The organism is Mycobacterium sp. HUMS_12744610 (assembly GCF_041206865.1).
In the GTDB taxonomy this organism is placed as follows: Bacteria; Actinomycetota; Actinomycetes; order Mycobacteriales; family Mycobacteriaceae; genus Mycobacterium; species Mycobacterium servetii.
This window is the reverse complement of sequence record NZ_JBGEDP010000001.1, coordinates 3,487,244-3,508,863: the sequence shown is the minus strand read 5'-3', so window position 1 is coordinate 3,508,863 and position 21,620 is coordinate 3,487,244. Positions and strand designations below refer to the sequence as shown.

Below are 21,620 nucleotides of genomic sequence, written 5' to 3'. Positions count from 1 at the left end.
CGCTACCCTTCATGGACGTCGTCGGAATCGGCTGGGCATCGTTGCGACTAGCCGGATGACAGTGGGAAGGAAACGACAGGCATGAGTCCGGCAACCGTGCTCGACTCCATCCTCGAGGGAGTCCGCGCCGATGTTGCCGCCCGCGAAGCCCTGATCGGCCTGTCGGAGATCAAAGCCGCCGCGGCGGCGGCCGCGCCGCCGCTCGACGTGATGGCCGCGCTGCGTCAGCCCGGCATCGGTGTGATCGCGGAGGTGAAGCGCGCCAGCCCGTCGGCGGGCGCGCTGGCGACCATCGCCGATCCGGCCAAACTGGCCCGGGCTTACGAGGACGGCGGCGCGCGGATCATCAGCGTGCTGACCGAGGAGCGGCGCTTCCGCGGCTCGCTCGACGACCTCGACGCCGTGCGGGCCGCCGTCTCGGTGCCGATCCTGCGCAAAGACTTTGTGATTCAGCCGTATCAGATCCACGAGGCCCGCGCCCACGGCGCCGACATGCTGTTGCTCATCGTGGCCGCGCTGGACCAGTCGGAGCTGGTGTCGATGCTGGACCGCACCGAATCGCTGGGGATGACGGCATTGGTGGAGGTGCACACCGAGGAGGAGGCAGACCGTGCGCTGACGGCCGGGGCCAAGGTGATCGGTGTCAATGCCCGCGACCTGACGACGCTGGAGGTGGACCGGGATTGCTTCGCGCGCATCGCGCCCGGGCTGCCCAGCAACGTGATCAGGGTGGCCGAGTCCGGTGTGCGCGGCACCGGGGACCTGTTGGCCTACGCCGGGGCGGGCGCCGACGCCGTGTTGGTCGGCGAAGGCCTGGTCAAGAGCGGTGACCCGCGCGCCGCGGTCGCCGACCTGGTCACCGCGGGCACCCATCCGTCCTGTCCGAAACCGGCTCGCTAGTCACGTTGATCGCAATGAGTCGTCCGCGCGTCGAGCCTTGGTGATGGTCGGTCTGCCCCGGCCGGACCTCCCTGTGATGAGTGCGGCCATCTCCGAACCCACCCGGCACGATCCCGACCCGGGCGGGCATTTCGGCGTTTACGGCGGCCGCTACCTGCCCGAGGCGTTGATGGCGGTGATCGAAGAGGTCACCGCTGCCTACGAGAAGGAACGCGTCAACCCCGACTTCCTGGGCACCCTCGACGACCTGCAGGAGCACTACACCGGGCGGCCGTCACCGCTGTATGAGGCCACGCGGCTGTCCGAGCACGCCGGCTCGGCGCGCATCTTCCTCAAGCGTGAGGACCTGAACCACACCGGATCCCACAAGATCAACAACGTCCTGGGCCAGGCCCTGCTCGCCCGCCGGATGGGCAAGAGCCGGGTGATCGCCGAGACCGGGGCGGGGCAGCACGGCGTGGCCACGGCCACCGCGTGCGCGCTGCTCGGGCTGGAGTGCGTGATCTACATGGGTGCGGTGGACACCGCGCGGCAGGCGCTCAACGTCGCCCGGATGCGGCTGCTGGGCGCCGAGGTCGTCTCGGTCGAAACCGGTTCCCGGACACTCAAGGACGCCATCAACGAGGCATTCCGGGACTGGGTCACCAACGCCGACCGAACGTATTACTGCTTCGGCACCGCGGCGGGACCGCACCCGTTCCCGACGATGGTGCGTGACTTCCAGCGGATCGTCGGCATGGAGACGCGCGTGCAGATCCAGCAGCAGGCGGGCCGGTTGCCGGACGCGGTGGTGGCCTGCGTCGGGGGCGGATCCAACGCGATCGGCATCTTCCACCCGTTCATCGACGACCCCGGTGTGCGGCTGATCGGTTACGAGGCGGCCGGTGAGGGCGTCGAAACCGGAAGGCACGCAGCCACTTTCGCCGGAGGTTCGCCAGGGGCGTTTCAGGGATCATTCTCCTACCTGCTGCAGGACGAGGACGGTCAGACCATCGAATCCCATTCGATCTCGGCGGGTCTGGATTACCCTGGGGTGGGTCCCGAGCACGCGCATCTGAAGGAGACCGGGCGTGCCGAGTACCGGCCCATCACCGACTCCGAGGCGATGGAGGCGTTCCGATTGCTGTGCCGCACGGAAGGCATCATCCCGGCCATCGAATCCGCGCACGCGGTGGCCGGTGCGTTGCAGCTGGGTTCCGAGTTGGGTTCGGGGGCCGTCATTGTCGTCAATCTGTCGGGCCGCGGCGACAAGGACGTCGAGACGGCGGCGAAATGGTTCGGCCTCCTGGAGCCCGGCGAGTGATGACCGTGGAACAACGCGAGGCAAGCAGGCTGGGGCCGGTCTTCGACGCGTGCCGCGCCGACGCGCGTGCCGCGCTGATCGGCTACCTGCCCACCGGCTACCCCGACGTGGCGGGGTCGGTGGCCGGGATGCTCGCCCTGGTCGAATCCGGTTGCGACATCATCGAAGTCGGCGTGCCCTATTCAGATCCCGGCATGGACGGCCCAACGATCGCCCGCGCCACCGAGGCCGCGTTGCGCGGGGGAGTGCGAGTCCGGGACACGCTGGCGGCGGTCGAAGCGATCAGCGCGGCCGGCGGGCACGCCGTGGTGATGACGTACTGGAACCCGGTGCTGCGCTACGGGGTTGACGCGTTTGCGCGCGATCTGGCGTCGGCCGGCGGGTACGGTCTCATCACTCCCGACCTGATCCCCGACGAGGCCGGGCAGTGGATGGCGGCATCCGAGGAGCATCGGTTGGATCGCATCTTCCTGGTGGCGCCGTCATCGACGCCGGAGCGCCTGGTGGGCACCGTGAAGGCGTCGCGGGGGTTCGTCTACGCGGCCTCGACGATGGGGGTGACCGGGGCGCGCGACGCGGTTTCGCACGCCGCACCCGAACTGGTCAAGAGGGTGAAAGCGGTGTCGGACATACCTGTCGGAGTCGGCCTGGGGGTGCGCTCGCGGGAGCAGGCCGCGCAGATCGGCAGCTACGCCGACGGCGTCATCGTCGGGTCCGCACTGGTGTCGGCACTGACCGACGGGCTGCCCGCGTTGCGCGCGTTGACCGGAGAGCTCGTCTCCGGCGTCCGCGAGCGGGCGTCCGGTTCATGATGATGCGGCCCGAGTTCATTCCCAGCCCACCGCAGGGTGTCTGGCACCTGGGGCCGCTGCCCCTGCGCGCCTACGCGCTGTTCATCATCGTCGGCATCGTGGCCGCGCTGCTGATCGGCGACCGGCGCTGGGAGGCCCGCGGCGGCCAGCGCGGCGTGATCTACGACATCGCGCTGTGGGCGGTGCCGTTCGGGTTAATCGGCGGCAGGCTCTATCACCTCGCCACCGATTGGCGGACCTACTGGGGGCCCGGCGGCGCCGGGTTCGGGGCGGCGCTGCGCATCTGGGACGGCGGCCTGGGCATCTGGGGTGCGGTCGCGCTCGGCGGCGTCGGCGCGTGGATCGGTTGCCGCCGTCGCGGGATTCCGTTGCCGGCCTTCGCCGACGCGATCGCCCCGGGAATCGTCCTGGCGCAGGCCATCGGCCGGCTGGGCAACTATTTCAACCAGGAGCTCTACGGCCGGGAGACGACGCTGCCGTGGGGCCTGGAGATCTTCTACCGGCGCGACCCGTCGGGCTACGTCGACACCCATTCGCTGGACGGGGTTTCGACCGGCCAGGTGGCCCTGGTCGTGCAGCCGACGTTCCTGTACGAATTGCTCTGGAACCTGCTGGTTTTCGCCGCCCTGATCTATGCGGACCGATGGTTCAGGCTGGGCCACGGGCGGCTGTTCGCGCTGTACGTGGCCGGTTACTGCGTTGGTCGCTTCTGCGTCGAGCTGTTGCGTGACGATCCCGCCACCCACATCGCCGGAATCCGGATCAACTCGTTCACCTCGACGTTCGTGTTCATCGGGGCGGTCGTCTACACCATTCTGGCGCCGAAGGGTCGCGAGGATCCCGCCAGCTTGCGCGGCAACGATTACATCGCCGAAGAGGCGGAACCAGAAACCGTTCGGAGGGAAGAGCTTTCGACCGTCGCATCGCCCGCGGCGGAGACCGTGCCGGCCCCGGTGGGCACGGCCGGCGACGACCAACCCCCCGACGTGGGAGAGAAGGCCGAGCCTGCAGCCGAGGAGCCTGCAGCGGCGGAGCCTGCAGCCGAGGAGGCCGAAGCCGCGGAGGCGGTGGCCGCGGAGCCCGACGCCGCGGAGCCCGAAGCCGCGGCGTCTGAAGCCGCGGAGCCGGAGCCCGAAGCCGCGGAAGCCGAAGCCGCGGCGCCCGAAGCCGACGCGGAAGAGCCGGTTGCCGCCGGCGAAACCGAGGAACCACCAACCGAAACACCCATCGACGCGCCTGAAGCCGACGAGCCCCCCGGGCGAACGCGGCGGCGGTGGGCACTGCGTCCCCGAAGCCGGCGTTCCGGCCGTTAAAGACCCCGAAAAGCCTGCGGCTTCCCCGGCGCCTCGAGGGCCGGCGTCACACCAGTCACAGCCGCACCGGGGACAGGCAGTAGCCGTTGTGCCCGCCTTCGAGCGACAAAACCCGGGCGGCTCGCACCCTGTCGCTATGAGGCGGGCACAAAGAGTGCCGACTCCTACCAGTTACTCGTGTGGCGGATGTGATCAGCGCCCCCAAGTCCCGGCGCATCTGGCATGCTGCACATGTGACCGATCCGTCGTGGGGCGACCCCGGGTCCGGCGCGCCGCCGCCACCGCCGCCCGGATATCCGCCGCCCTACCATTACTACCCGGCGCCCGGGCCTTACTTCGACCCGTCCGCACCCTTCGGCCGTCACCCCCTGACCGGACAACCCTTTTCGGACAAATCGAAAGTCGTGGCGGCCCTTCTGCAGCTGCTCGGACTGCTCGGCCTCGTCGGGCTCGGTCGCATCTACCTCGGCCAGACGGGCTTGGGGATCGCGCAGTTGATCGTCGGCCTGGCGACGTGCGGACTCGGCGCCGTCATCTGGGGCATCGTCGACGCCGTCTTGATATTGACCGACAAGGTCAGCGATCCCGAGGGCAGGCCGTTGCGTGATGGCACCTGAGGAGGCGTCGCGGGCGGGGCCGCGCCTTCAACGCCTCTACACCGCGGCCGGCACGTCGGTACTGCTGGCCGGCGCACTGGGTTATGTCGCTCGCGTCGACCCGCATCACGCGCACTCGCTCTACCCGCCGTGCCCGTTCAAGTGGCTCACCGGCTGGAACTGCCCCTTGTGCGGGGGGCTTCGGATGACGCATGACTTGCTGCACGGCGACCTGCCGGCCGCCGTCAGCGACAACCTCTTCGCGCTCGTCGGTATCCCGCTGCTGGCCGGGTGGCTTCTGCTGCGCCGCCGCCACGGCCGGGAGCCGTTGCCGATACCGGCCGCGCTGGCGATCACGCTCGTCGCGGCCGTGTGGACGGTGGTGCGCAATCTTCCCGGATTTCCGCTCGTGCCGACCGTTCTCGGTGGGTAGCGGCCCCGTGTCGCGGTTTCTCGGGTGGCTAATCGCGGCGCCACCCTGCGGTCACCCCCGTTGCAACCGGCAAGACTATGCTGGGTCGGCGTGAGTAGACGCGGGAAGATCGTCTGCACCCTTGGCCCTGCAACCCAATCCGACGAACTGATTCTGGCGCTGGTCGAAGCCGGAATGGACGTGGCCCGTTTGAACTTCAGCCACGGCGACTACGCGGATCACAAGGCCGCCTACGAGCGCGTGCGGGCCGCCTCCGACACCACCGGCCGCGCCGTCGGTGTGCTCGCCGACCTGCAGGGCCCGAAGATCCGGCTGGGGCGCTTCGCGACCGGGCCCACCTACTGGGCCGACGGGGAGACGGTGCGGATCACCGTCGCCGAATGCGAGGGCAGCCACGACCGGGTGTCGACCACCTACAAGCGACTGGCCAAAGACGCCGCGGTCGGCGACCGCGTCCTGGTCGACGACGGCAAGGTTGGCCTGGTGGTCGATGCCATCGAGGGCGACGACGTGGTCTGCACGGTCGTCGAGGGCGGTCCGGTGAGCAACAACAAGGGCATGTCGTTGCCCGGCATGAACGTGTCCGCCCCGCCCTTGTCGGAGAAGGACATCGCGGACCTCACCTTCGCGATGGAGCTCGGCGTCGACATCGTCGCGCTGTCGTTCGTGCGCTCGCCGTCGGACATCGAGCTGGTGCACGAGGTGATGGACCGGCTCGGCCGGCGGGTGCCGGTGATCGCCAAGCTGGAAAAGCCCGAAGCCGTCGACAATCTCGAGGCCATCGTGCTGGCATTCGACGGCATCATGGTCGCTCGCGGCGATCTGGGTGTCGAATTGCCTCTGGAAGAGGTTCCGCTGGTGCAGAAGCGGGCCATCCAGATGGCCAGGGAGAACGCCAAACCCGTCATCGTGGCCACCCAGATGCTGGACTCGATGATCGAGAACTCGCGACCGACGCGCGCCGAGGCCTCCGACGTCGCCAACGCCGTGCTCGACGGCGCCGACGCGCTGATGCTGTCCGGGGAGACCTCGGTGGGCAAGTACCCGATGGCCGCGGTGAAGACGATGTCGCGCATCGTGTGCGCCGTCGAGGAGAACTCCACCGCCGCGCCGCCGCTGACCCACGTGCCGCGCACCAAGCGCGGGGTGATCTCGTATGCGGCCCGCGACATCGGCGAGCGGCTCGATGCCAAGGCGCTGGTCGCGTTCACCCAGTCCGGTGACACCGTGCGGCGCCTGGCCCGATTGCACACCCCGCTGCCGCTGCTGGCCTTCACGGCATGGCCCGAGGTGCGCAGCCAGCTCGCCATGACGTGGGGCACCGAGACGTTCATCGTCCCGATGATGAAGTCCACCGACGGCATGATCCGCGAAGTCGACAGATCGCTGCTCGACCTCGGTCGTTACAAGCGCGGTGACCTGGTGGTGATCGTCGCCGGCGCCCCGCCGGGCACGGTAGGTTCGACCAACCTGATCCACGTGCACCGGATCGGGGAGGACGACGTCTAGCCCGAAGGAGAGCCCGTGCCGGCCGGTGATGCGATGAACGATGCGCCCGACTTCAAGGAACTGCTGGCGGTCCTGGACCTGGACCGCGTCGCCGACGACCGGTTCCTCGGCTCGCACCCCAGCAAGAACCCGATGCGGACGTTCGGCGGGCAGCTCATGGCGCAGTCGTTCGTCGCGAGCAGCCGAACGCTGCCTTCGCAGGGCCTGCCGCCCAGCGCGCTCTCGGTGCATTTCGTCAACGGCGGCGACACCGCCAGGGACATCGAATTCCGGGTCACGCGGCTGCGCGACGAGCGGCGCTTCGCCAACCGGCGCGTCGACGCGGTGCAGGACGGCGTGGTGCTGTCCTCGGCGCTGATCTCCTACATGTCCGGCGGCCCCGGCCTCGAGCACGGCGTCAAGCCTCCGCAGGTCGGGCAGCCCGAGAACCACCCGCCGATCGGCGAGTTGCTGCGCGGCTACGAGGAGACCGTCCCGCACTTCGTCAACGCCCTGCATCCGATCGAATGGCGCTTCACCAACGATCCCTCCTGGGTGATGCGGGACAAGGGCGAGCGCCTCCCGCACAACCGCGTGTGGCAGAAGGCGCTGGGCGTGCTGCCCGACGATCCGGTGCTGCACACCGCCGCCCTGGTTTACTCCTCGGACACCACGGTGCTCGACTCGGTCATCACCACCCACGGCCTGTCCTGGGGTTACGATCGCATCTTCGCTGCCTCGGCCAACCATTCGATCTGGTTCCACCGGCAGGTCAACTTCAACGACTGGGTGCTTTACTCGACGTCCTCGCCGGTGGCCGCCGACTCCCGCGGGCTGGGAACCGGGCATTTCTTCGACCGCGCGGGGCAAGTCATCGCCACGGTGGTGCAGGAGGGCGTCCTGTTATATTTCCCGTCCGCCGGCCGATAGAGGAATTGCCGGACCCGCACGTCAGCCCCCGATTTCGGCCGACAACGCCACGATTGGCGCGTAGCTTCGCACCAGGCCGGGTATTTGGTGTGGAGGCGGCGGGCTGTCGCCCAGCTAACGTAAGCGCATCGGGAGGTGAAGGTGAACGGGCCGCTGGTGGATGTCGTAGCAAAGCCCCCCGCCCGCGAACGCGTGGTCGTCAGCGTCGACTCGCGGGCGGCGGCGCCGTTCACGATGCAGACGGGCAAGACCTTCCACTTCAGCGCGGATGGCGGGGCGGCGCTGGCTTACCGGACGCGGTTGGGCATCGCCGTCGTCGGGGGAGACCCGATCGGCGAAGAGGCGCAGTTCCCGCACCTCGTCGCCGACTTCGCGGCCATGTGCCACGCCCACGGCTGGAGGATCGCAGTGGTCGGGTGCAGCGAAGCGCGCCTCGGGCTGTGGCAGGATCCGGTCGTGATCGGCCACTCGCTGCGTGCCGTGCCGATCGGCCGCGACGTCGTCGTCGACGTGCCCGGTTTCGACCTGGTGGGGCGCAAGTTCCGCAACTTGCGGCAGGCGGTCAAGCGCACGCACAACTGCGGCATCACCACCGAGATCGTCGCCGAGCAGGAACTCGACCACACGCTGCTGGCCGAGCTCACCGAGGTGGTTCGGGAGTCCACCAAGGGCGCGCACAGCGATCGCGGCTTCCACATGAACCTCGACGGCGTGCTGGAGGGCCGCTTCCCCGGCATACAGCTGATTCTGGCCCGGGACGCTGCGGGCAAAGTGCAAGGGTTCCACCGCTACGCGACCGCGGGCGGCGGCACTGAGATCACCCTCGACGTGCCGTGGCGCCGGCGCGGGGCCCCCAACGGGATCGACGAGCGGCTCAGCGTCGACATGATCATGGCCGGCAAGGAGAACGGGGCTCAGCGGCTGTCGCTGGCGTTCGCGGCGTTCCCAGAGATCTTCGAGGAAAAGCACCGAGGCCGGCTACAAGCCGTCTTCTACCACCTGATCCACGTCCTCGACCCGCTGATCGCGCTGGAGTCGCTGTACCGGTACGTGCGGAAATGGCATGCGCTTGACGCGCGACGCTACGCGCTGATCTCGATGACGCAGCTGGTGCCCCTGCTGTTCGTGCTGTTGTCGCTGGAGTTCATGCCGCGCCGGCGTCACCTGTAAATGGCCGGAAAGCGTTGCGGCGCAAGTAATTACCGCTGACTAAGCGTCCACGGCGCTGGACGGCGGCCCGTTCCGCGAAGCGGCGGGGATGAACCGGCGACCGGCTACTATTTCCTATGGCCACATACGCGTATCGATGCACGCAACACGGCGAGTTCGACGTCAGATGCCCGTTGGGAACGGCGCCCGCCGAGTCGGCGTGTCCGGTATGCAACGGCTGGGCAGGCCGCGTCTTTCGTGCGCCGATGCTGTCGCTGGCGCCCCGCGCGTTGGTGACCGCAATCGACCGAACCGAGAAATCGCGCGACGAACCCGAGGTGGTGTCGGCTCTGCCGCCACGATCGGCGCCAGCGCACAATCCGGCGCCGGCACAGAATCCCGCATGGCGGCGTCTCCCGCGGCCGTGAGCGACTCCTCGCCGGCAAGCCCCGGCTTTTAGCGCTTTCCTCGAGCGGCGGTCATCAGGATCCGGCAGAAGCCGTCGGGACGCCCACCCCGGGGTCGATTTGCGTCGGCCCATCGGCTGAGGGACGCACATCGATGTCGAAGATCTCGGTGGGGATGTAAACCGTTGAACACGAGTTCGGGATGTCAACAACGCCGGAGAGTCTGCCCTCGATCGGTGCCGAACCAAGAATCATGTACGCCTGGATAGGGCTGTAGCCGAACTTGGACAGGTAGTCGATCGCGTGTAGACAGGCTCGCTGGTAGGACAGGTGCGAGTCCAGGTAGCGCTGGACGCCGTCGAGCGTGACCGACGTTCCCGAGAACGCCAGCCATTGGCTGAATTGCGGGCTGACGTTGCCGGGCAGGAAGATCGCGTTCTCGGTGACGCCGTAGGTCTCCATCCCGCCTTTGATCAGGTCGACGTGCAGGTCCAGAAATCCGCCCATCTCGATGGCGCCGCAGAAGGTGATCTCGCCGTCTCCCTGGGAGAAGTGCAGGTCTCCCACGGACAGGTTTGCGCCGTCGACGAAGACCGGATAGAAGACCCGTGTTCCCTTGGTGAAGTTCTTGATGTCCTGGTTGCCGCCGTTCTCCCGCGGCGGAGCGGTGCGTGCCGCCTCGGCGGCAACCCGATCGAATTCCTCACCGGAGAGGCTGCCCAGGATCGCCGAATCCGCCAGGGGCGGCAGCGCCAGCGGTGGCACCCGGTCCGGGTCGGTGTCGATGAGTGCCTGTTCACGGGCGTTCCATTTCGCCAGTAGCTCCGGCGAGGGCACCGTCCCCATCAGCCCAGGATGCACGATGCCCGTGTACGACACCCCCGGCACATGTCGCGATGTGGCCACCCCACCCTGAAAGTCCCAGACGACCTTGTAGGCGTCGGGGAACTGCTCGGTCAAGAACCCGCCGCCGTTCTGCTTGGCAAATACGCCGGTGTAGCCCCAGCCCTGGCCGGCCAGCGGTCCCGAGTCCTCCTGGGGGAGGGGTCCGACATCGAGGATGTCGACGATGAGCAGGTCACCGGGCTTGGCGCCCCGCACGGCGATCGGCCCGCTGAGCACGTGCACCGCGGCGAGTGGCGCGTTCAGGATGTCTTCCGCGGAGTCGTCGTTGTGGATCGCGCCATCGAACCACTCACGGCAGTGGACCCGAAACGTGTCTCCCGGTTTCACCTCAACCTGAGCCGGGATGGCCCAGTGCCACCGATTGTGGCCGACTATCTGCTGGTCGGTGAATGACTTGGTGGAATCAAGTGGAAAGACTACCTGTGGCACAAGGCCTCCTGATTGTTGCGGGCGTGGACTTCCTGCAGTGGCTAGACGAAAATCTACAAGCCAACGCCGCAATAGCCAGGACCTCTGCGCGTTCCGCTTGAGTAACTGCATCGAAAAATGCTGCGGTGCAGACTATTGCGCTGAACCACGACTTCCGACACGCTGATGCGCCGAGGTGTCGCAGATCCGTAGTGGTACGCACCGAGGTTGCTGCGCCGGCAAACTCGCGCAGCAACGCGTCGTCCTTGCGGTGATCGGTCCCGAGTTCGACGAACTAACTTATGACCACAACGGTTTCGGGCATCGCCCTGCCCGGCGGGACGTCGTTGCCCGCAAGCGCGTGGGACGTGCCCGGGCGCGATGGCGGCGCGGATCAACTGGTCCGTGCGGCAGGTTCGATGTGCAGTTGCAGGCAGTCCACGCCCGCGGGCAGGTGGTGGGTGGCCACGACCACGGTCCGCGCCGCTGCGAACAGGCCGTGACCGTCGCCGCCGAGCAGGTCCTCCAGTAGCCGGCCCGCGTCCGCCGCGTCGAGATGCTCGGTGGGCTCGTCGAGCAGGACGATCCGGGCGGGTGAGATCACCGCCCGCGCCAGCAGCAACCGCCTGCGCTGGCCCGCCGACAGCGCCTGGGCGCCCCCGGTCAGCACCGTGGACAGGCCGTCGGGCAGACCGGCCAGCCACGCTCCGAGCCCGACGGCATCCAGCGCCGCCGTCAGCTGGTCGTCGCCGCAGTCGCCGCGGGCCACCAGCAGGTTGTCCCGGACGGTGGTGGCGAACACGTGCGCGTCCTCGGCGAAAAAGCTGACGGCACGGGGTAGTCGGTCGTCGTCGAACCGGCGCAGGTCTGTTCCGTCCAGCAGCACCCGGCCCTCCAGCGGGGGCAGCAGCCCGGCCAGCGTCATCAGCAGCGTCGTCTTCCCCGAACCGCTGGGACCGGTGACGGCCAACCGGGAGCCAGGCGGCAGGTCGAGCTCGATCCCGCCCGGCCCCGCCGCATCAGAGTGACCGCACCGGACGGCGGCTGACAACCGGCCGGTGCCGGCCGGGGGCGGCTCCGCGGCCCGCGCGGGTCCGGTCGCAGCCTCTGGCGTCAGGTCGAGCAGGCGCCGCGCGGCGATCCGCGACCGCGTCAGCTGCACGGCGGCGGCCGGCAGCGGTGTCGTCGCCTCGAAGGCCGACAGCGGCAACAACATCAGCACCGCCAGGGTGGTCGGTGCGACCGAGGGGGCCAGGCCGATGCCGGCCGCCACCGCGCCGAGCACGCTGACCCCGATCGCGACGGTGGGCATCGCCTCGGCAATCGCGGCCGGGCGGGCCGCGGCATCCAGGGCATCGCCCCACGCGCGCTGGCGGCGCTGCGACTCGGCGATCACCCCGCCCAGCGCGCCGGCGACACGCAGCTCCGGCGCATGCTCGAGCGCGAGCATCGCCGACGCGTCACGCCGGGCATGGTGCCGGCGGGCGAGCTCCTCCCGGGTGGCCGCTGCCCGGCCGGCCAGCCGGGGCGCCAGCACGCCCGCGAACAGCAGGCAGACTGCCAGCACCGCCGCCGCCGCCGGGGAGATGGCCGCGATTACCGCGGTCGCGGCTACTGCGAGCACCGCCGCGACGCCGATCGGCACCAGCGCGCGTACCAGCACGTCGGCCAGTTCGTCGACATCGGCGCCCACGCGCGCCACCAGCTCGCCGCTGGACAACCGTGCGGCGGCGCCGGCCGGCCCCCGGGCCAGCCGGCGATAGATCTGCGTCCGGGCGGTGCCCGCGGCGCGCAGCGCGGTGTCGTGGGTGGCCAGCCGCTCGCAGTAGTGGAGCAAGCCCCGCGAGATCGCGAACGTGCGCACCGCCACCACCGCGATCGACAGGTCCAGCACCGGCGGCATCTGCCAGGCCCGGGTGATCAGCCACGCCGAGACACCGGCCAGGGCCAGCGCGCTGCCCAGCGACAGCACGCCCAGCCCGATCGCCGCCAGCACGCGGGGCAGCCGCGGACGCAACAGGCGCAGGGCGGCGGGGAGCGGGTCAGACTGCCGCATACCGCACCCCGGTCGCGGCGGCGACCTCGACGACCCGGTCCCCGACGGCCACGACGGGCTCGCGGTGGCCGACGACCACCACGGTCGCGCCGGCGCGCGCCCGGTCGACGATGGCGCGCAGCACGAGCGCCTCGGTGCGGGCGTCCAGGTGCGCGGTCGGTTCGTCGAGCAGCAGCAATGGCGCCGCCGACCCGAGCGCTCGCGCGAGCCCCAGCCGCTGCCGCTGCCCCAGGGACAGCCCGACGCCCCCGCGCCCGAGCACGGTGTTCACCCCGTCGGGCAGCTCGGCCAGCACGGTGTCGAAAGCCGCTGCGGCGCAAGCGGCGTCGCGATCGGCCAGCGGGCCGAACAGGTCCAGGTTGTCGGCGACGGTACCCGGGACCAATACCGGTCGCTGCGGCAGCCAGGACAGCTGCCGCCACCACGCGCCCGGTTCGAGGTCGGCGACGTCGACCCCGGCCACGGTGACGCGGCCCGACGACGGCGGCGTCAGGCCGGCGATCGCCTGCAGCGTGGTGCTCTTGCCGGCCCCGTTGCGTCCCGTCAGCACCGTCACGCGGCCGGGTTCGAGCACGGCGGTCAGGTCGCACGGCGCGCGACCGTCACGGCCGGTGACGCTGAGGTTTTCCAGGCGAATCTCGGCGCCGCGCGCGGCCACGGTGCGGTGCCGCGGCGTCGCGGCCTCCGGTTCGCCGATGAGCGCGAATGCCCGGTCGGCGGCGGCCCGGCCGTCCTGGGCGGCGTGGAATTCCACGCCGATGCGACGCAGCGGCCAGTACACGTCCGGCGCGAGCAGCAGCACGGTCAGCCCGGTGGCCAGCGACATCTCCCCGAACACCAGCCGCAGGCCGATCCCGACGGCGATCAGCGCCACCCCCAGCGTGGCCAGCAATTCGAGCACCAGCGCCGAGAGGAACGCGATCCGTAGCGTCGCCATCGCCGACCGACGGTGGGCGGCGGCCAGTTCGGCGATCCGGTGTTCGGGGCCCGTGGCGCGGCCCAGCGCCCGCAGCGTCGGGATCCCGGCGATCAGGTCCAGCAGCCGCGCCTGCAGCGTCGTCATGGCCGTCAGCGCCGCCGCCGACCGCTCCGCGGTCGCCAGCCCGATCAGCACCATGAAAAGCGGTATCAGGGGCAGGGTGATCACCACGATCACCGTTGATTTCAGGTCGTAGCAGGCGATCACGGCCACGGTCGCCGGCGTCAGGATCCCGGCGAGCACCAGCGTGGGCAGGTATCCGGTGAAGTACGGGCGCACGCCGTCGAGACCGCGCGTGACCACCACCGCGGCGTCGTCGCGCTGCGCGGCGAGTTCGGCCGGCGGGCGGGCGGTGACCGCCGCCAGCACCTGGCCGTTGAGATCGGCGATGACCGCGCTGGCTCCCCGTTGGCCCAGCCGCGCCTGCAGCCAGTGCGTCACGGCGCGCACCGCCCACAGCGCGGCCAGGGCCGACAACGGGCCCAGCCAGCCGCGCAGTCCGGGCGGGGGGTGGGCCACCGCGCGGGCGACGAGGTGCCCCAGCACGATCGCCGAGCCGACCGCGCAGGCCGAGATCACCACGCCACAGCCCACCGCGGCGACCAGGTAGCGGCGCACCGCGCCCGATGCCCGCCACAGTCGCGGGTCCAGCGGCCCCCTGGTGGTTTGCGCGTCGTTCGCGCTCAGGAGCCGCGCCTCGCCAGGCCGATGGACGCCGGTATCCGCTCAGCCGAAATCCGTTGCCGGAAAACCCAATACGTCCACGCCTGGTATACCAGCGTCAAGGGCAGCATGAACACCGTCACCCACGTCATGATCTTGAGCGTGTAGGGGGTGGACGAGGCGTTGTAGATCGTCACGCTCCATTGCCTGTTCAGCGTCGAGGGCACCAGGTTCGGATACAGCGCGCCGAACAACAGGACCACCACGGCGGCAACGACCGCCGCGACGCAGGCGAACGCCCAGCCGTCGGAAACACGGCGCCACACCAGGCCCACCGCCGCCAGTTGGGCGACCACCGCGGCCGCCAGCACCAGCCACGTCCAGCTCTTGCCGTAGGCCAGCTGGGTCCACAGGCCGAAGCCCCCGACCAGTGCGGTCACCGGAAGCGACAGCCACACCGCGAACCGGTGGGCGTCGTCGCGCATGGTTCCGGAGGTCTTCAGCGCCACGAATACCGCGCCGTAGAACGCGAACAGTCCAGCCGTGGCCAGCCCGCCGAAAAGCGTGTAGGGGTTGAGCACGTCGGTGATCGACAGGTTTACCCGGCCGGCGGCGTCCACCGGAAGCCCGCGCACCAGGATCGCGAACGCCACGCCCCACAACACGGCGGGCAGCCAGGACCCGGCCGCGATACCCAGATCGGCCCAGACCCGCCAGCGCGTGTCGTCGATCTTGCCCCGCCACTCGATCGCGACCGAGCGCACGATCATGCCGACCAGGATGGCCAGCAGCGGCAGGTACAGGGTGGAGAACAAGGTGGCATACCACCCGGGGAACGCGGCGAACATCGCCGCGCCGCCGGTGATCAGCCACACCTCGTTGCCGTCCCACACCGGCCCGATGGTGTTCAGGGCCGCGCGGCGGTGCAGTTCGGGGTCGCCGATGCCGACGCGGGCGAATGGCTCCATCAACATGCCGACGCCGAAGTCGAAGCCCTCGAGAATGAAGAAACCGAGAAACAACGCGGCGATGGCGCCGAACCACAACTCTTGCAGACCCACCGATCAGCTCCCTTCCGAACCCGACCCCGTCGACGCCCCGGTAGGCACCTCAGTAGGCAAAAGACAACGGTGCCACCTCGTCCGCGCCGGGCGGCGCCGGTTCGGCGTCGTGCTCCAGCGGGCCCTCGGTGACGTAACGTTTCAGCAACCAGAACCAGCCCACCGCAAGGACCCCGTAGACCAGCGTGAACGTCACCAACGAGGTGACCACCATGGCGGGGGCGTGATGCGAGACCGCCTGGCCGACGGTGAACCGCACCTGCTGGTCACCGGTCGGGTTGGGTGCGACGATCCACGGCTGGCGGCCCATCTCGGTGAACACCCACCCCGCCGCGTTGGCCAGGAACGGGGTGGGAATCGTCACCAGCGCCAGCCGCGAGAGCCACCGCTGATCGGGATTGCGGCCACCGCGGGTCAACCAAAGCACCGCCAACGCGAACAGCACCGGGATCGCCAGCAGCCCGATCATCGCGCGGAACGCCCAGTACGTGACGAACATGTTGGGCCGGTAGTCGTTCGGCCCGAACCGGTGCTGGTAGTCCTGCTGGATGTTGCGCACCCCCTGCAGGGTGACGCCCTCGGCCCGGCCCTGGGCCAGGATCGGCAGCAGGTAAGGAAGCTGGATCACGCCCTTGACGGCGTCGCAGTTGTTGTGTCTGCCCACCGTGAGGACGGAGAAGTCGGGATCGGTTTCGGTGTCGCACAACGATTCCGCCGACGCCATCTTCATCGGTTGCTGGACGAACATCAGTTTGCCCTGGCGGTCCCCGGTGAGGAACAGGCCGACCGTGGCGACCAGCACCACCCAGCAGCCCAGGATCGCGGCCGGGCGGAACATCGCGGCGCGAGACGCCGGGGTGTCCACGTCGCCCGGTGCGCCGTTGCGCGAACGGACCAGCCACCACGCGCTGACGGCGGCGACGAACGTGCCCGCCGTCAGCAGTGAGCCGGTGACGACATGGGTGAACGCCGAGCGCGCAGTGTTGTTCGACAACAGCGCGCCGATGCTGTCGAGCTCGGCGCGTTTGGTCACCGGGTTGTAGTGCGCGCCGACCGGGTGCTGCATGAACGAATTCGCCACGATGATGAAGAACGCGGACGCGTTGACACCGAACGCCACGATCCAGATGCAGGCCAGGTGGACCAGCTTGGGCAGCCGGTTCCAGCCGAAGATCCACAACCCGATGAAGGTGGACTCGAAGAAGAACGCGAACAGGCCCTCCATCGCCAGGGGAGCGCCGAAGATGTCACCGACGAAACGCGAGTACTCCGACCAGTTCATGCCGAACTGGAATTCCTGGACGATCCCGGTCGCCACGCCGATGGCGAAATTGATCAAGAACAGCTTGCCGAAGAATTTCGTGAGGCGATACCACGCGGTGTTGCCGGTGGCCACCCACACCGTCTGCATCACGGCGATCAGCGGGGCCAGGCCGATGGTGAGCGGCACGAAGATGAAGTGGTAGACGGTGGTGATGCCGAACTGCCACCGCGAAATGTCGACGACGTTCATGCATTCATCTCCCGGGAGGATGGGGGCCGGTCAACCGTATTACTACGGAGTGTAGTAGCCCGGTTGTTCCGGCGCCATCGGCACTCGGTGCCACTGTCATGCGCCGAGGTTCTTCGACGCCTTGCGGATGCGGAACGATGACACGATCTCGAACACGCCGATGACCACGAACCACACACCGACCACGATCGCCAGTGTGACGATCGACGCGAACGGCGAAGCCAGTACGACGATGCCGGCCAGAAGGCTGATCACGCCAACGAAGATCGACCACGCCCGCCCGGGCAGGCCCGGGTCGCTGATCGCCGAAATCGTCGTGGCGACACCGCGGAAGATGAAACCTATGCCAATCCAGATGGCCAGCAACAGAATCGCGGTCAGATCGTCTTTTCCGAAGTGACGGAACGCCAGCACCGCGAGGATCAGCGACGCCGCCCCGCTGATGAACAGCAAAATCCGGCTCCCGGCCGACACGTGCAGGCTGAACGCGAAGATCACCTGGGCGATGCCGGTGACCAGCAGATAGATGCCGAAGAGGATGGCGGCCAATAGGATGGTCCTGCCCGGCCACGCCAGGATCAGACCACCGACGACCAGCGACAGAAGCCCGGATATCAGCGTCGACTTCCACAGATGCGGCAACAAGCTCGGAACGGGAGTGGTTCCAGGAGTGGTTTGCATGGCCGCAGTGTGACACAAACAAAGGCCCGGGGATAGGGCATTGCGGGTTACACGCGCGCCGAGTGTGATTCCTCCGCAAGAACATTGCCGGACTCGGCGGCCGAGGCCCTGCGGCCGACGAGATACCACGTGCGCATGACGCCCTTGCCCTTGACGTCGACGTACCCGCGCTCCTGGAACACGAACTCGTCCTCGAGGCGTTCGTAGACCGAGTGGGGCACCTGAATTCGTCCCACGGAGTCGGTGGACTCCATCCGGGACGCGACGTTGACCGCGTCGCCCCACACGTCGTAGAAGAACCGGCGCGAACCCACCACGCCGGCGACGACGGGGCCGCAGGACAGGCCCATCCGCAGCGGCACGGGCATGCCGTGCGGATCTTTCATCCCGGCGGCGACGGCGACCATGTCGAGCGCGAAATCCGCCAGGGCTCGAACGTGATCGGGCCGTGGCCGGGGGACCCCGCTCACCACCATGTAGGAGTCGCCGCTGACTTTGATCTTCTCCAGCCCGTGCTTGTCCACCAGCGCGTCGAAGGCGCTGTACAGCCGGTCCAGGAAGCGCACCAGGTCGGCCGGCGCGGTGTTGCTGGCGCGCTCGGTGAAGCCGACGATGTCGGCGAAAAGGACCGAGGCGTCCTCGAACTTGTCGGCGATGATGCCGTGTTCGGGCTCCTTGAGCCGGTCGGCGATGCTGGCGGGCAGCATGTTGGTCAGCAGCGCCTCGGAGCGTTGGTACTGGGCCTCCATGGCGGCTTCGGCGCGGGCGGTGTCGCGCAGGGCGAACCAGATCGTCACGACCACCATCACCACGGCGGAGACGGTCGTGATGACGAAGCCCGTCGACTGCGCCCAGACGGGCTGCAACCCGGTGTAGTCGGGGACGAGGAACTGCAGCGCGATGATCAGGCCGGCGGCGACCGCGGCCAGGCCCGAGGCCAGCACGATGTGCTCGGTGCCCAGCATCAGCACCACCAGGCAGGCCGCGACGAGGTAGAAGAACTGAGAGCCCGAACCGGTGCCCACGTCCCAGCAGCTGGCGAAGATCGATACGTAGGCGGCGCCGATAAAGGTAAGCGGCGCAACCAGTTCGCCGAAGCGGTGCAGCCACGGCACGAACGCGAAGACGGTGGCGGCGGCGATGTTGGTCGCGCTGAACTGCCAGGCCCACACACCCGCGAGCACCTGCACGAGCAGGAAGCTCACGGTGACCAGCACGGCCAGCCAGGCGGTGATGTTGAGCACACGCGCGCGGCGAGCCGCGCTGTCGGCGTAGTGCCGGCTGCGGTCATGGTTCTGCGCCCGCACCGCGGCCACGCAGTCCGGGCGTCGCGACGTCACGTCCGTCGGGCGTGGAGCGCCGCAGTTGTTGGGCACCACGATCGAAGCCTAGCCGTCGTGCCGGGCAAAAGCCCAGCGCGAACGCTTCGGTGGCTGCGTGCCCTCGGTGGGATTCGAACCCACACTGGACGGGTTTTGAGTCCGTTTCCTCTGCCAGTTGGGATACGAGGGCCTGCCGCCTCTTTGAGTGATGAGGCAGCATCCCACCCTAGAGGATCGGCGCGGTCACGGGTGCTTGACGCCCCCGACGTCGGTGATCACAGCCGGCCACGACACAATATCGGTCATGACAGGCCGCACGACCGACAACGACGCCACTGTCCCGCGCCGAGTGCTGATCGCCGAAGACGAGGCACTCATCCGGCTGGACCTGGCCGAGATGCTGCGGGAGGAGGGTTACGAGATCGTCGGCGAGGCAGGCGACGGCCAGGAGGCCGTCGAACTGGCCGAGCGTTGCAAACCCGACCTGGTCATCATGGATGTGAAGATGCCGCGTCGCGACGGCATCGACGCGGCGTCGGAGATCGCCAGCAAGCGCATTGCTCCCATCGTGGTGCTGACCGCGTTCAGCCAGCGTGACCTCGTCGAACGGGCCCGCGACGCCGGGGCCATGGCCTATCTGGTGAAGCCGTTCACGGCGAGCGACCTGGTTCCGGCCATCGAGCTGGCCGTCAGCCGCTTCGGCGAGATCAGTGCGCTGGAAACCGAAGTGGCGTCCTTGTCCGACCGGCTGGAGACCCGCAAGCTCGTGGAGCGCGCCAAGGGCCTGCTGCAGACCAAACAGGGCATGACCGAGCCCGAGGCGTTCAAGTGGATCCAGCGTGCCGCCATGGACCGCCGGACGACCATGAAGCGGGTGGCCGAAGTGGTCCTGGAAACCCTCGACACCGAGGACGAATAGCCCGGCGAGCGTGCGCGCACGCCGGCGGCGGAGTCCTACCGGGCGACGATCACCGAGGAGCCGTGCCCGAACAAGCCCTGATTGGCGGTGATGCCGACCGTGGCGTTCTCCACCTGCCGGCCCGTCGCCTGACCCCGCAGCTGCCAGGTCAGCTCGCAGACCTGCGCGATCGCCTGGGCGGGGATCGCCTCGCCGAAGCAGGCCAGGCCGCCCGACGGGTTGACCGGGATCCTGCCGCCGACGGTGGTCGCCCCGCTGCGCAGCAGGGCCTCGGCCTCACCTTTGGGGCACAACCCCAGGTGCTCGTACCAGTCCAGCTCCAGCGCGGTGGACAGGTCGTAGACCTCGGCCAGGCTGACGTCCTCGGGCCCGATGCCCGCCTCGGCGTAGGCCGCGTCGAGGATCTGGTCTTTGAACACCCGCTCCGGTGCGGGCGTCACAGCGGTGGAATCCGTTGCGATGTCCGGCAATTCGGGTAGGTGCTGCGGGTATCGCGGGGTTACGGTGCTGACCGCCCGCACCGACGGCACGCCGTCGAGCGAGCCGAGGTGTTTGCGGGCGAACGCGGCGCTGGCCACCACCAGGGCCGCCGCGCCGTCGGAGGTCGCGCAGATGTCGAGCAGCCGCAACGGATCGGAGACCACCGCGCTGGCCAGCACGTCCTCGACCGACACCTCTTTGCGGTACCGGGCGTTGGGATTCTGCAGGCCGTGCCGGGAGTTCTTGACCTTCACCCGGGCGAAGTCCTCGAGGGTGGCGCCGTAGAGGTCCATGCGCCGCCGCGCCAGCAGCGCGAAATACACCGGGTTGCTCGCCCCGATCAGGTGGAAGCGCTGCCAGTCGGGGTCGTTCTTGCGTTCCCCGCCGACCGGGGCGAACGCGCCCTTGGGGGTGGTGTCGGCGCCGATCACCAGCGCGACGTCGCAGAAACCGGCCAGGATGTGGGCGCGGGCGCTCTGCAGGGCCTGCGAGCCGCTGGCGCACGCGGCGTAGCTGGAGCTGACCGGGACGCCGTTCCAGCCGAGTTTCTGCGCGAACGTCGACCCGGCGATGAAGCCGGGATAGCCGTTGCGGATGGTGTCCGCGCCGGCCACCAGCTGGATCTGGCGCCAGTCCAGCCCCGCTTCGCCGAGCGCGGCCCGGGCGGCAACCACCCCGTATTCGGTGAAGTCGCGGCCCCACTTGCCCCACGGGTGCATTCCGGCGCCGAGGATGTAGACGGGTTCCGGAATGCTCATCGGGGCGCGACCTTCCAGGCGTGGACGACGCGCTCGACGCCGTCGTCGTCGGTGAACAGCAGCATCGTCGTCAGCTCCATCTCCATTCCGACTTTCAGGTCGGCCGCCAGCGTGCCCTCGACCACCTTGCCGAGCACGATCAGTCCCTCGTCGGCCAGCTCCACCGCGGCGATCGCGAACGGCTCGAAGGGGTCGGGGGCGGGATAGGGCGGGGGCGGGGCGTACCGGTTCTCGGTGTAGCTCCACAGCGTTCCCCGTCGCGACAAGGCGACCGACTGCAGCGTGTCGCCGTCACACGCCGGGTTGGGGCAGTTGTTGCTCCGGCCCTCCGATTGGGGAGGCGGGAAGACGTAGGTGCCGCACTGGGGGCACTTGCTGCCGATCAGATAGGGGTTGCCGGAGCTGTCGGTGGCGAACCATCCATCGATCGCCGGTTCTTGGCGGATGACCTCTGACACCGTGCCAGCGTACCCAGCGCCGGTAGGAAACTGAAACGTGTTGCAGTTCTGTGGCGGCGGTGGGCCGTGTCAGGTGGGGTGCCTA

19 protein-coding genes, 1 tRNA gene and 1 pseudogene are annotated in these 21,620 nt (G+C 69.0%); 11 read left to right on the top strand and 10 right to left on the bottom strand.

Annotated elements, in window-relative coordinates:
- Positions 1–81: 81 nt before the first annotated feature.
- The 10 genes and pseudogenes from trpC (at position 82) to AB8998_RS16990 (ending at position 9,352) form a co-directional block, all read left to right on the top strand.
- Complete coding sequence (trpC, locus tag AB8998_RS17035; protein WP_369738937.1) at positions 82–900, top strand: indole-3-glycerol phosphate synthase TrpC; 819 nt, start codon at positions 82–84, stop codon at positions 898–900.
- A 43-nt stretch (positions 901–943) separates the two neighbouring features.
- Positions 944–2,203 (top strand): tryptophan synthase subunit beta, encoded by a 1,260-nt coding sequence (trpB, locus tag AB8998_RS17030; RefSeq protein ID WP_369738936.1) that lies wholly within the window; start codon positions 944–946, stop codon positions 2,201–2,203.
- Positions 2,200–3,015, top strand: coding sequence for a tryptophan synthase subunit alpha (gene trpA / locus AB8998_RS17025; protein ID WP_369738935.1), 816 nt, complete (start codon positions 2,200–2,202; stop codon positions 3,013–3,015). Before trpB ends, trpA begins: the two co-directional genes overlap by 4 nt.
- Entirely contained in the window at positions 3,012–4,328 is a 1,317-nt protein-coding gene (locus AB8998_RS17020; protein ID WP_369738933.1) for a prolipoprotein diacylglyceryl transferase, read from the top strand. Before trpA ends, AB8998_RS17020 begins: the two co-directional genes overlap by 4 nt.
- 233 nt (positions 4,329–4,561) lie before the next feature.
- The gene (locus tag AB8998_RS17015) at positions 4,562–4,945 is read left to right on the top strand and encodes an NINE protein (protein ID WP_369738932.1); all 384 of its coding nucleotides are present in this window, start codon (positions 4,562–4,564) and stop codon (positions 4,943–4,945) included.
- Positions 4,935–5,357: a DUF2752 domain-containing protein gene (locus AB8998_RS17010; RefSeq protein WP_369738931.1), complete on the top strand. Its 423-nt coding sequence runs from the start codon at positions 4,935–4,937 to the stop codon at positions 5,355–5,357. The genes AB8998_RS17015 and AB8998_RS17010 overlap by 11 nt, the downstream gene beginning before the upstream one ends.
- Positions 5,358–5,447: 90 nt before the next feature.
- Positions 5,448–6,866, top strand: coding sequence for a pyruvate kinase (gene pyk / locus AB8998_RS17005; RefSeq protein WP_369738929.1), 1,419 nt, complete (start codon positions 5,448–5,450; stop codon positions 6,864–6,866).
- A 33-nt stretch (positions 6,867–6,899) separates the two neighbouring features.
- On the top strand, positions 6,900–7,775 hold the full coding sequence (locus AB8998_RS17000) for an acyl-CoA thioesterase II (RefSeq protein WP_369741623.1): 876 nt from the start codon (positions 6,900–6,902) through the stop codon (positions 7,773–7,775).
- A 219-nt stretch (positions 7,776–7,994) separates the two neighbouring features.
- Positions 7,995–8,945 (top strand): annotated as a pseudogene (locus AB8998_RS16995) (bifunctional lysylphosphatidylglycerol flippase/synthetase MprF); the annotation flags it as partial.
- Positions 8,946–9,061: 116 nt separating this feature from the next.
- On the top strand, positions 9,062–9,352 hold the full coding sequence (locus tag AB8998_RS16990; protein ID WP_369738927.1) for an FmdB family zinc ribbon protein: 291 nt from the start codon (positions 9,062–9,064) through the stop codon (positions 9,350–9,352).
- 54 nt (positions 9,353–9,406) lie between these two features.
- Here AB8998_RS16990 and fmdA read toward each other — a convergent pair whose 3' ends face one another.
- The 8 genes from fmdA to AB8998_RS16950 all read right to left on the bottom strand — a co-directional run bounded on the left by fmdA (position 9,407) and on the right by AB8998_RS16950 (position 19,110).
- A complete protein-coding gene (gene fmdA / locus AB8998_RS16985; RefSeq protein WP_369738926.1) occupies positions 9,407–10,666 on the bottom strand; it encodes a formamidase in 1,260 nt (419 codons plus the stop codon).
- Between the two features lie 373 nt (positions 10,667–11,039).
- Positions 11,040–12,701 carry a thiol reductant ABC exporter subunit CydC gene (cydC, locus tag AB8998_RS16980; RefSeq protein ID WP_369738925.1) on the bottom strand — a complete coding sequence of 554 codons (1,662 nt, stop codon included), beginning with the start codon at positions 12,699–12,701 and terminating at the stop codon, positions 11,040–11,042.
- Positions 12,688–14,298: a thiol reductant ABC exporter subunit CydD gene (gene cydD, locus AB8998_RS16975; protein ID WP_369738924.1), complete on the bottom strand. Its 1,611-nt coding sequence runs from the start codon at positions 14,296–14,298 to the stop codon at positions 12,688–12,690. Before cydD ends, cydC begins: the two co-directional genes overlap by 14 nt.
- A 65-nt stretch (positions 14,299–14,363) precedes the next feature.
- The gene (cydB, locus tag AB8998_RS16970; RefSeq protein WP_369738923.1) at positions 14,364–15,404 is read right to left on the bottom strand and encodes a cytochrome d ubiquinol oxidase subunit II; all 1,041 of its coding nucleotides are present in this window, start codon (positions 15,402–15,404) and stop codon (positions 14,364–14,366) included.
- 49 nt (positions 15,405–15,453) lie between these two features.
- Entirely contained in the window at positions 15,454–16,917 is a 1,464-nt protein-coding gene (locus tag AB8998_RS16965; RefSeq protein WP_369738922.1) for a cytochrome ubiquinol oxidase subunit I, read from the bottom strand.
- A 96-nt stretch (positions 16,918–17,013) separates the two neighbouring features.
- Positions 17,014–17,616 carry an HdeD family acid-resistance protein gene (locus tag AB8998_RS16960; protein ID WP_369738921.1) on the bottom strand — a complete coding sequence of 201 codons (603 nt, stop codon included), beginning with the start codon at positions 17,614–17,616 and terminating at the stop codon, positions 17,014–17,016.
- A 29-nt stretch (positions 17,617–17,645) separates the two neighbouring features.
- Positions 17,646–18,977 carry an adenylate/guanylate cyclase domain-containing protein gene (locus tag AB8998_RS16955; RefSeq protein WP_369738919.1) on the bottom strand — a complete coding sequence of 444 codons (1,332 nt, stop codon included), beginning with the start codon at positions 18,975–18,977 and terminating at the stop codon, positions 17,646–17,648.
- A 59-nt stretch (positions 18,978–19,036) separates the two neighbouring features.
- Positions 19,037–19,110 (bottom strand) — tRNA-Leu (locus AB8998_RS16950).
- A gap of 114 nt (positions 19,111–19,224) precedes the next feature.
- On the opposite strand from AB8998_RS16950, the gene AB8998_RS16945 reads away from it, so the two are divergent.
- A complete protein-coding gene (locus tag AB8998_RS16945) occupies positions 19,225–19,839 on the top strand; it encodes an ANTAR domain-containing response regulator (protein ID WP_369738918.1) in 615 nt (204 codons plus the stop codon).
- Between the two features lie 35 nt (positions 19,840–19,874).
- Here the strand turns inward: AB8998_RS16945 and AB8998_RS16940 are convergent, their stop codons facing one another.
- Together AB8998_RS16940 and AB8998_RS16935 are read right to left on the bottom strand one after the other, a co-directional pair.
- Positions 19,875–21,077 (bottom strand): lipid-transfer protein, encoded by a 1,203-nt coding sequence (locus AB8998_RS16940; RefSeq protein WP_369738917.1) that lies wholly within the window; start codon positions 21,075–21,077, stop codon positions 19,875–19,877.
- A complete protein-coding gene (locus AB8998_RS16935) occupies positions 21,074–21,535 on the bottom strand; it encodes a Zn-ribbon domain-containing OB-fold protein (RefSeq protein WP_369738916.1) in 462 nt (153 codons plus the stop codon). Before AB8998_RS16935 ends, AB8998_RS16940 begins: the two co-directional genes overlap by 4 nt.
- Positions 21,536–21,620: the final 85 nt, after the last annotated feature.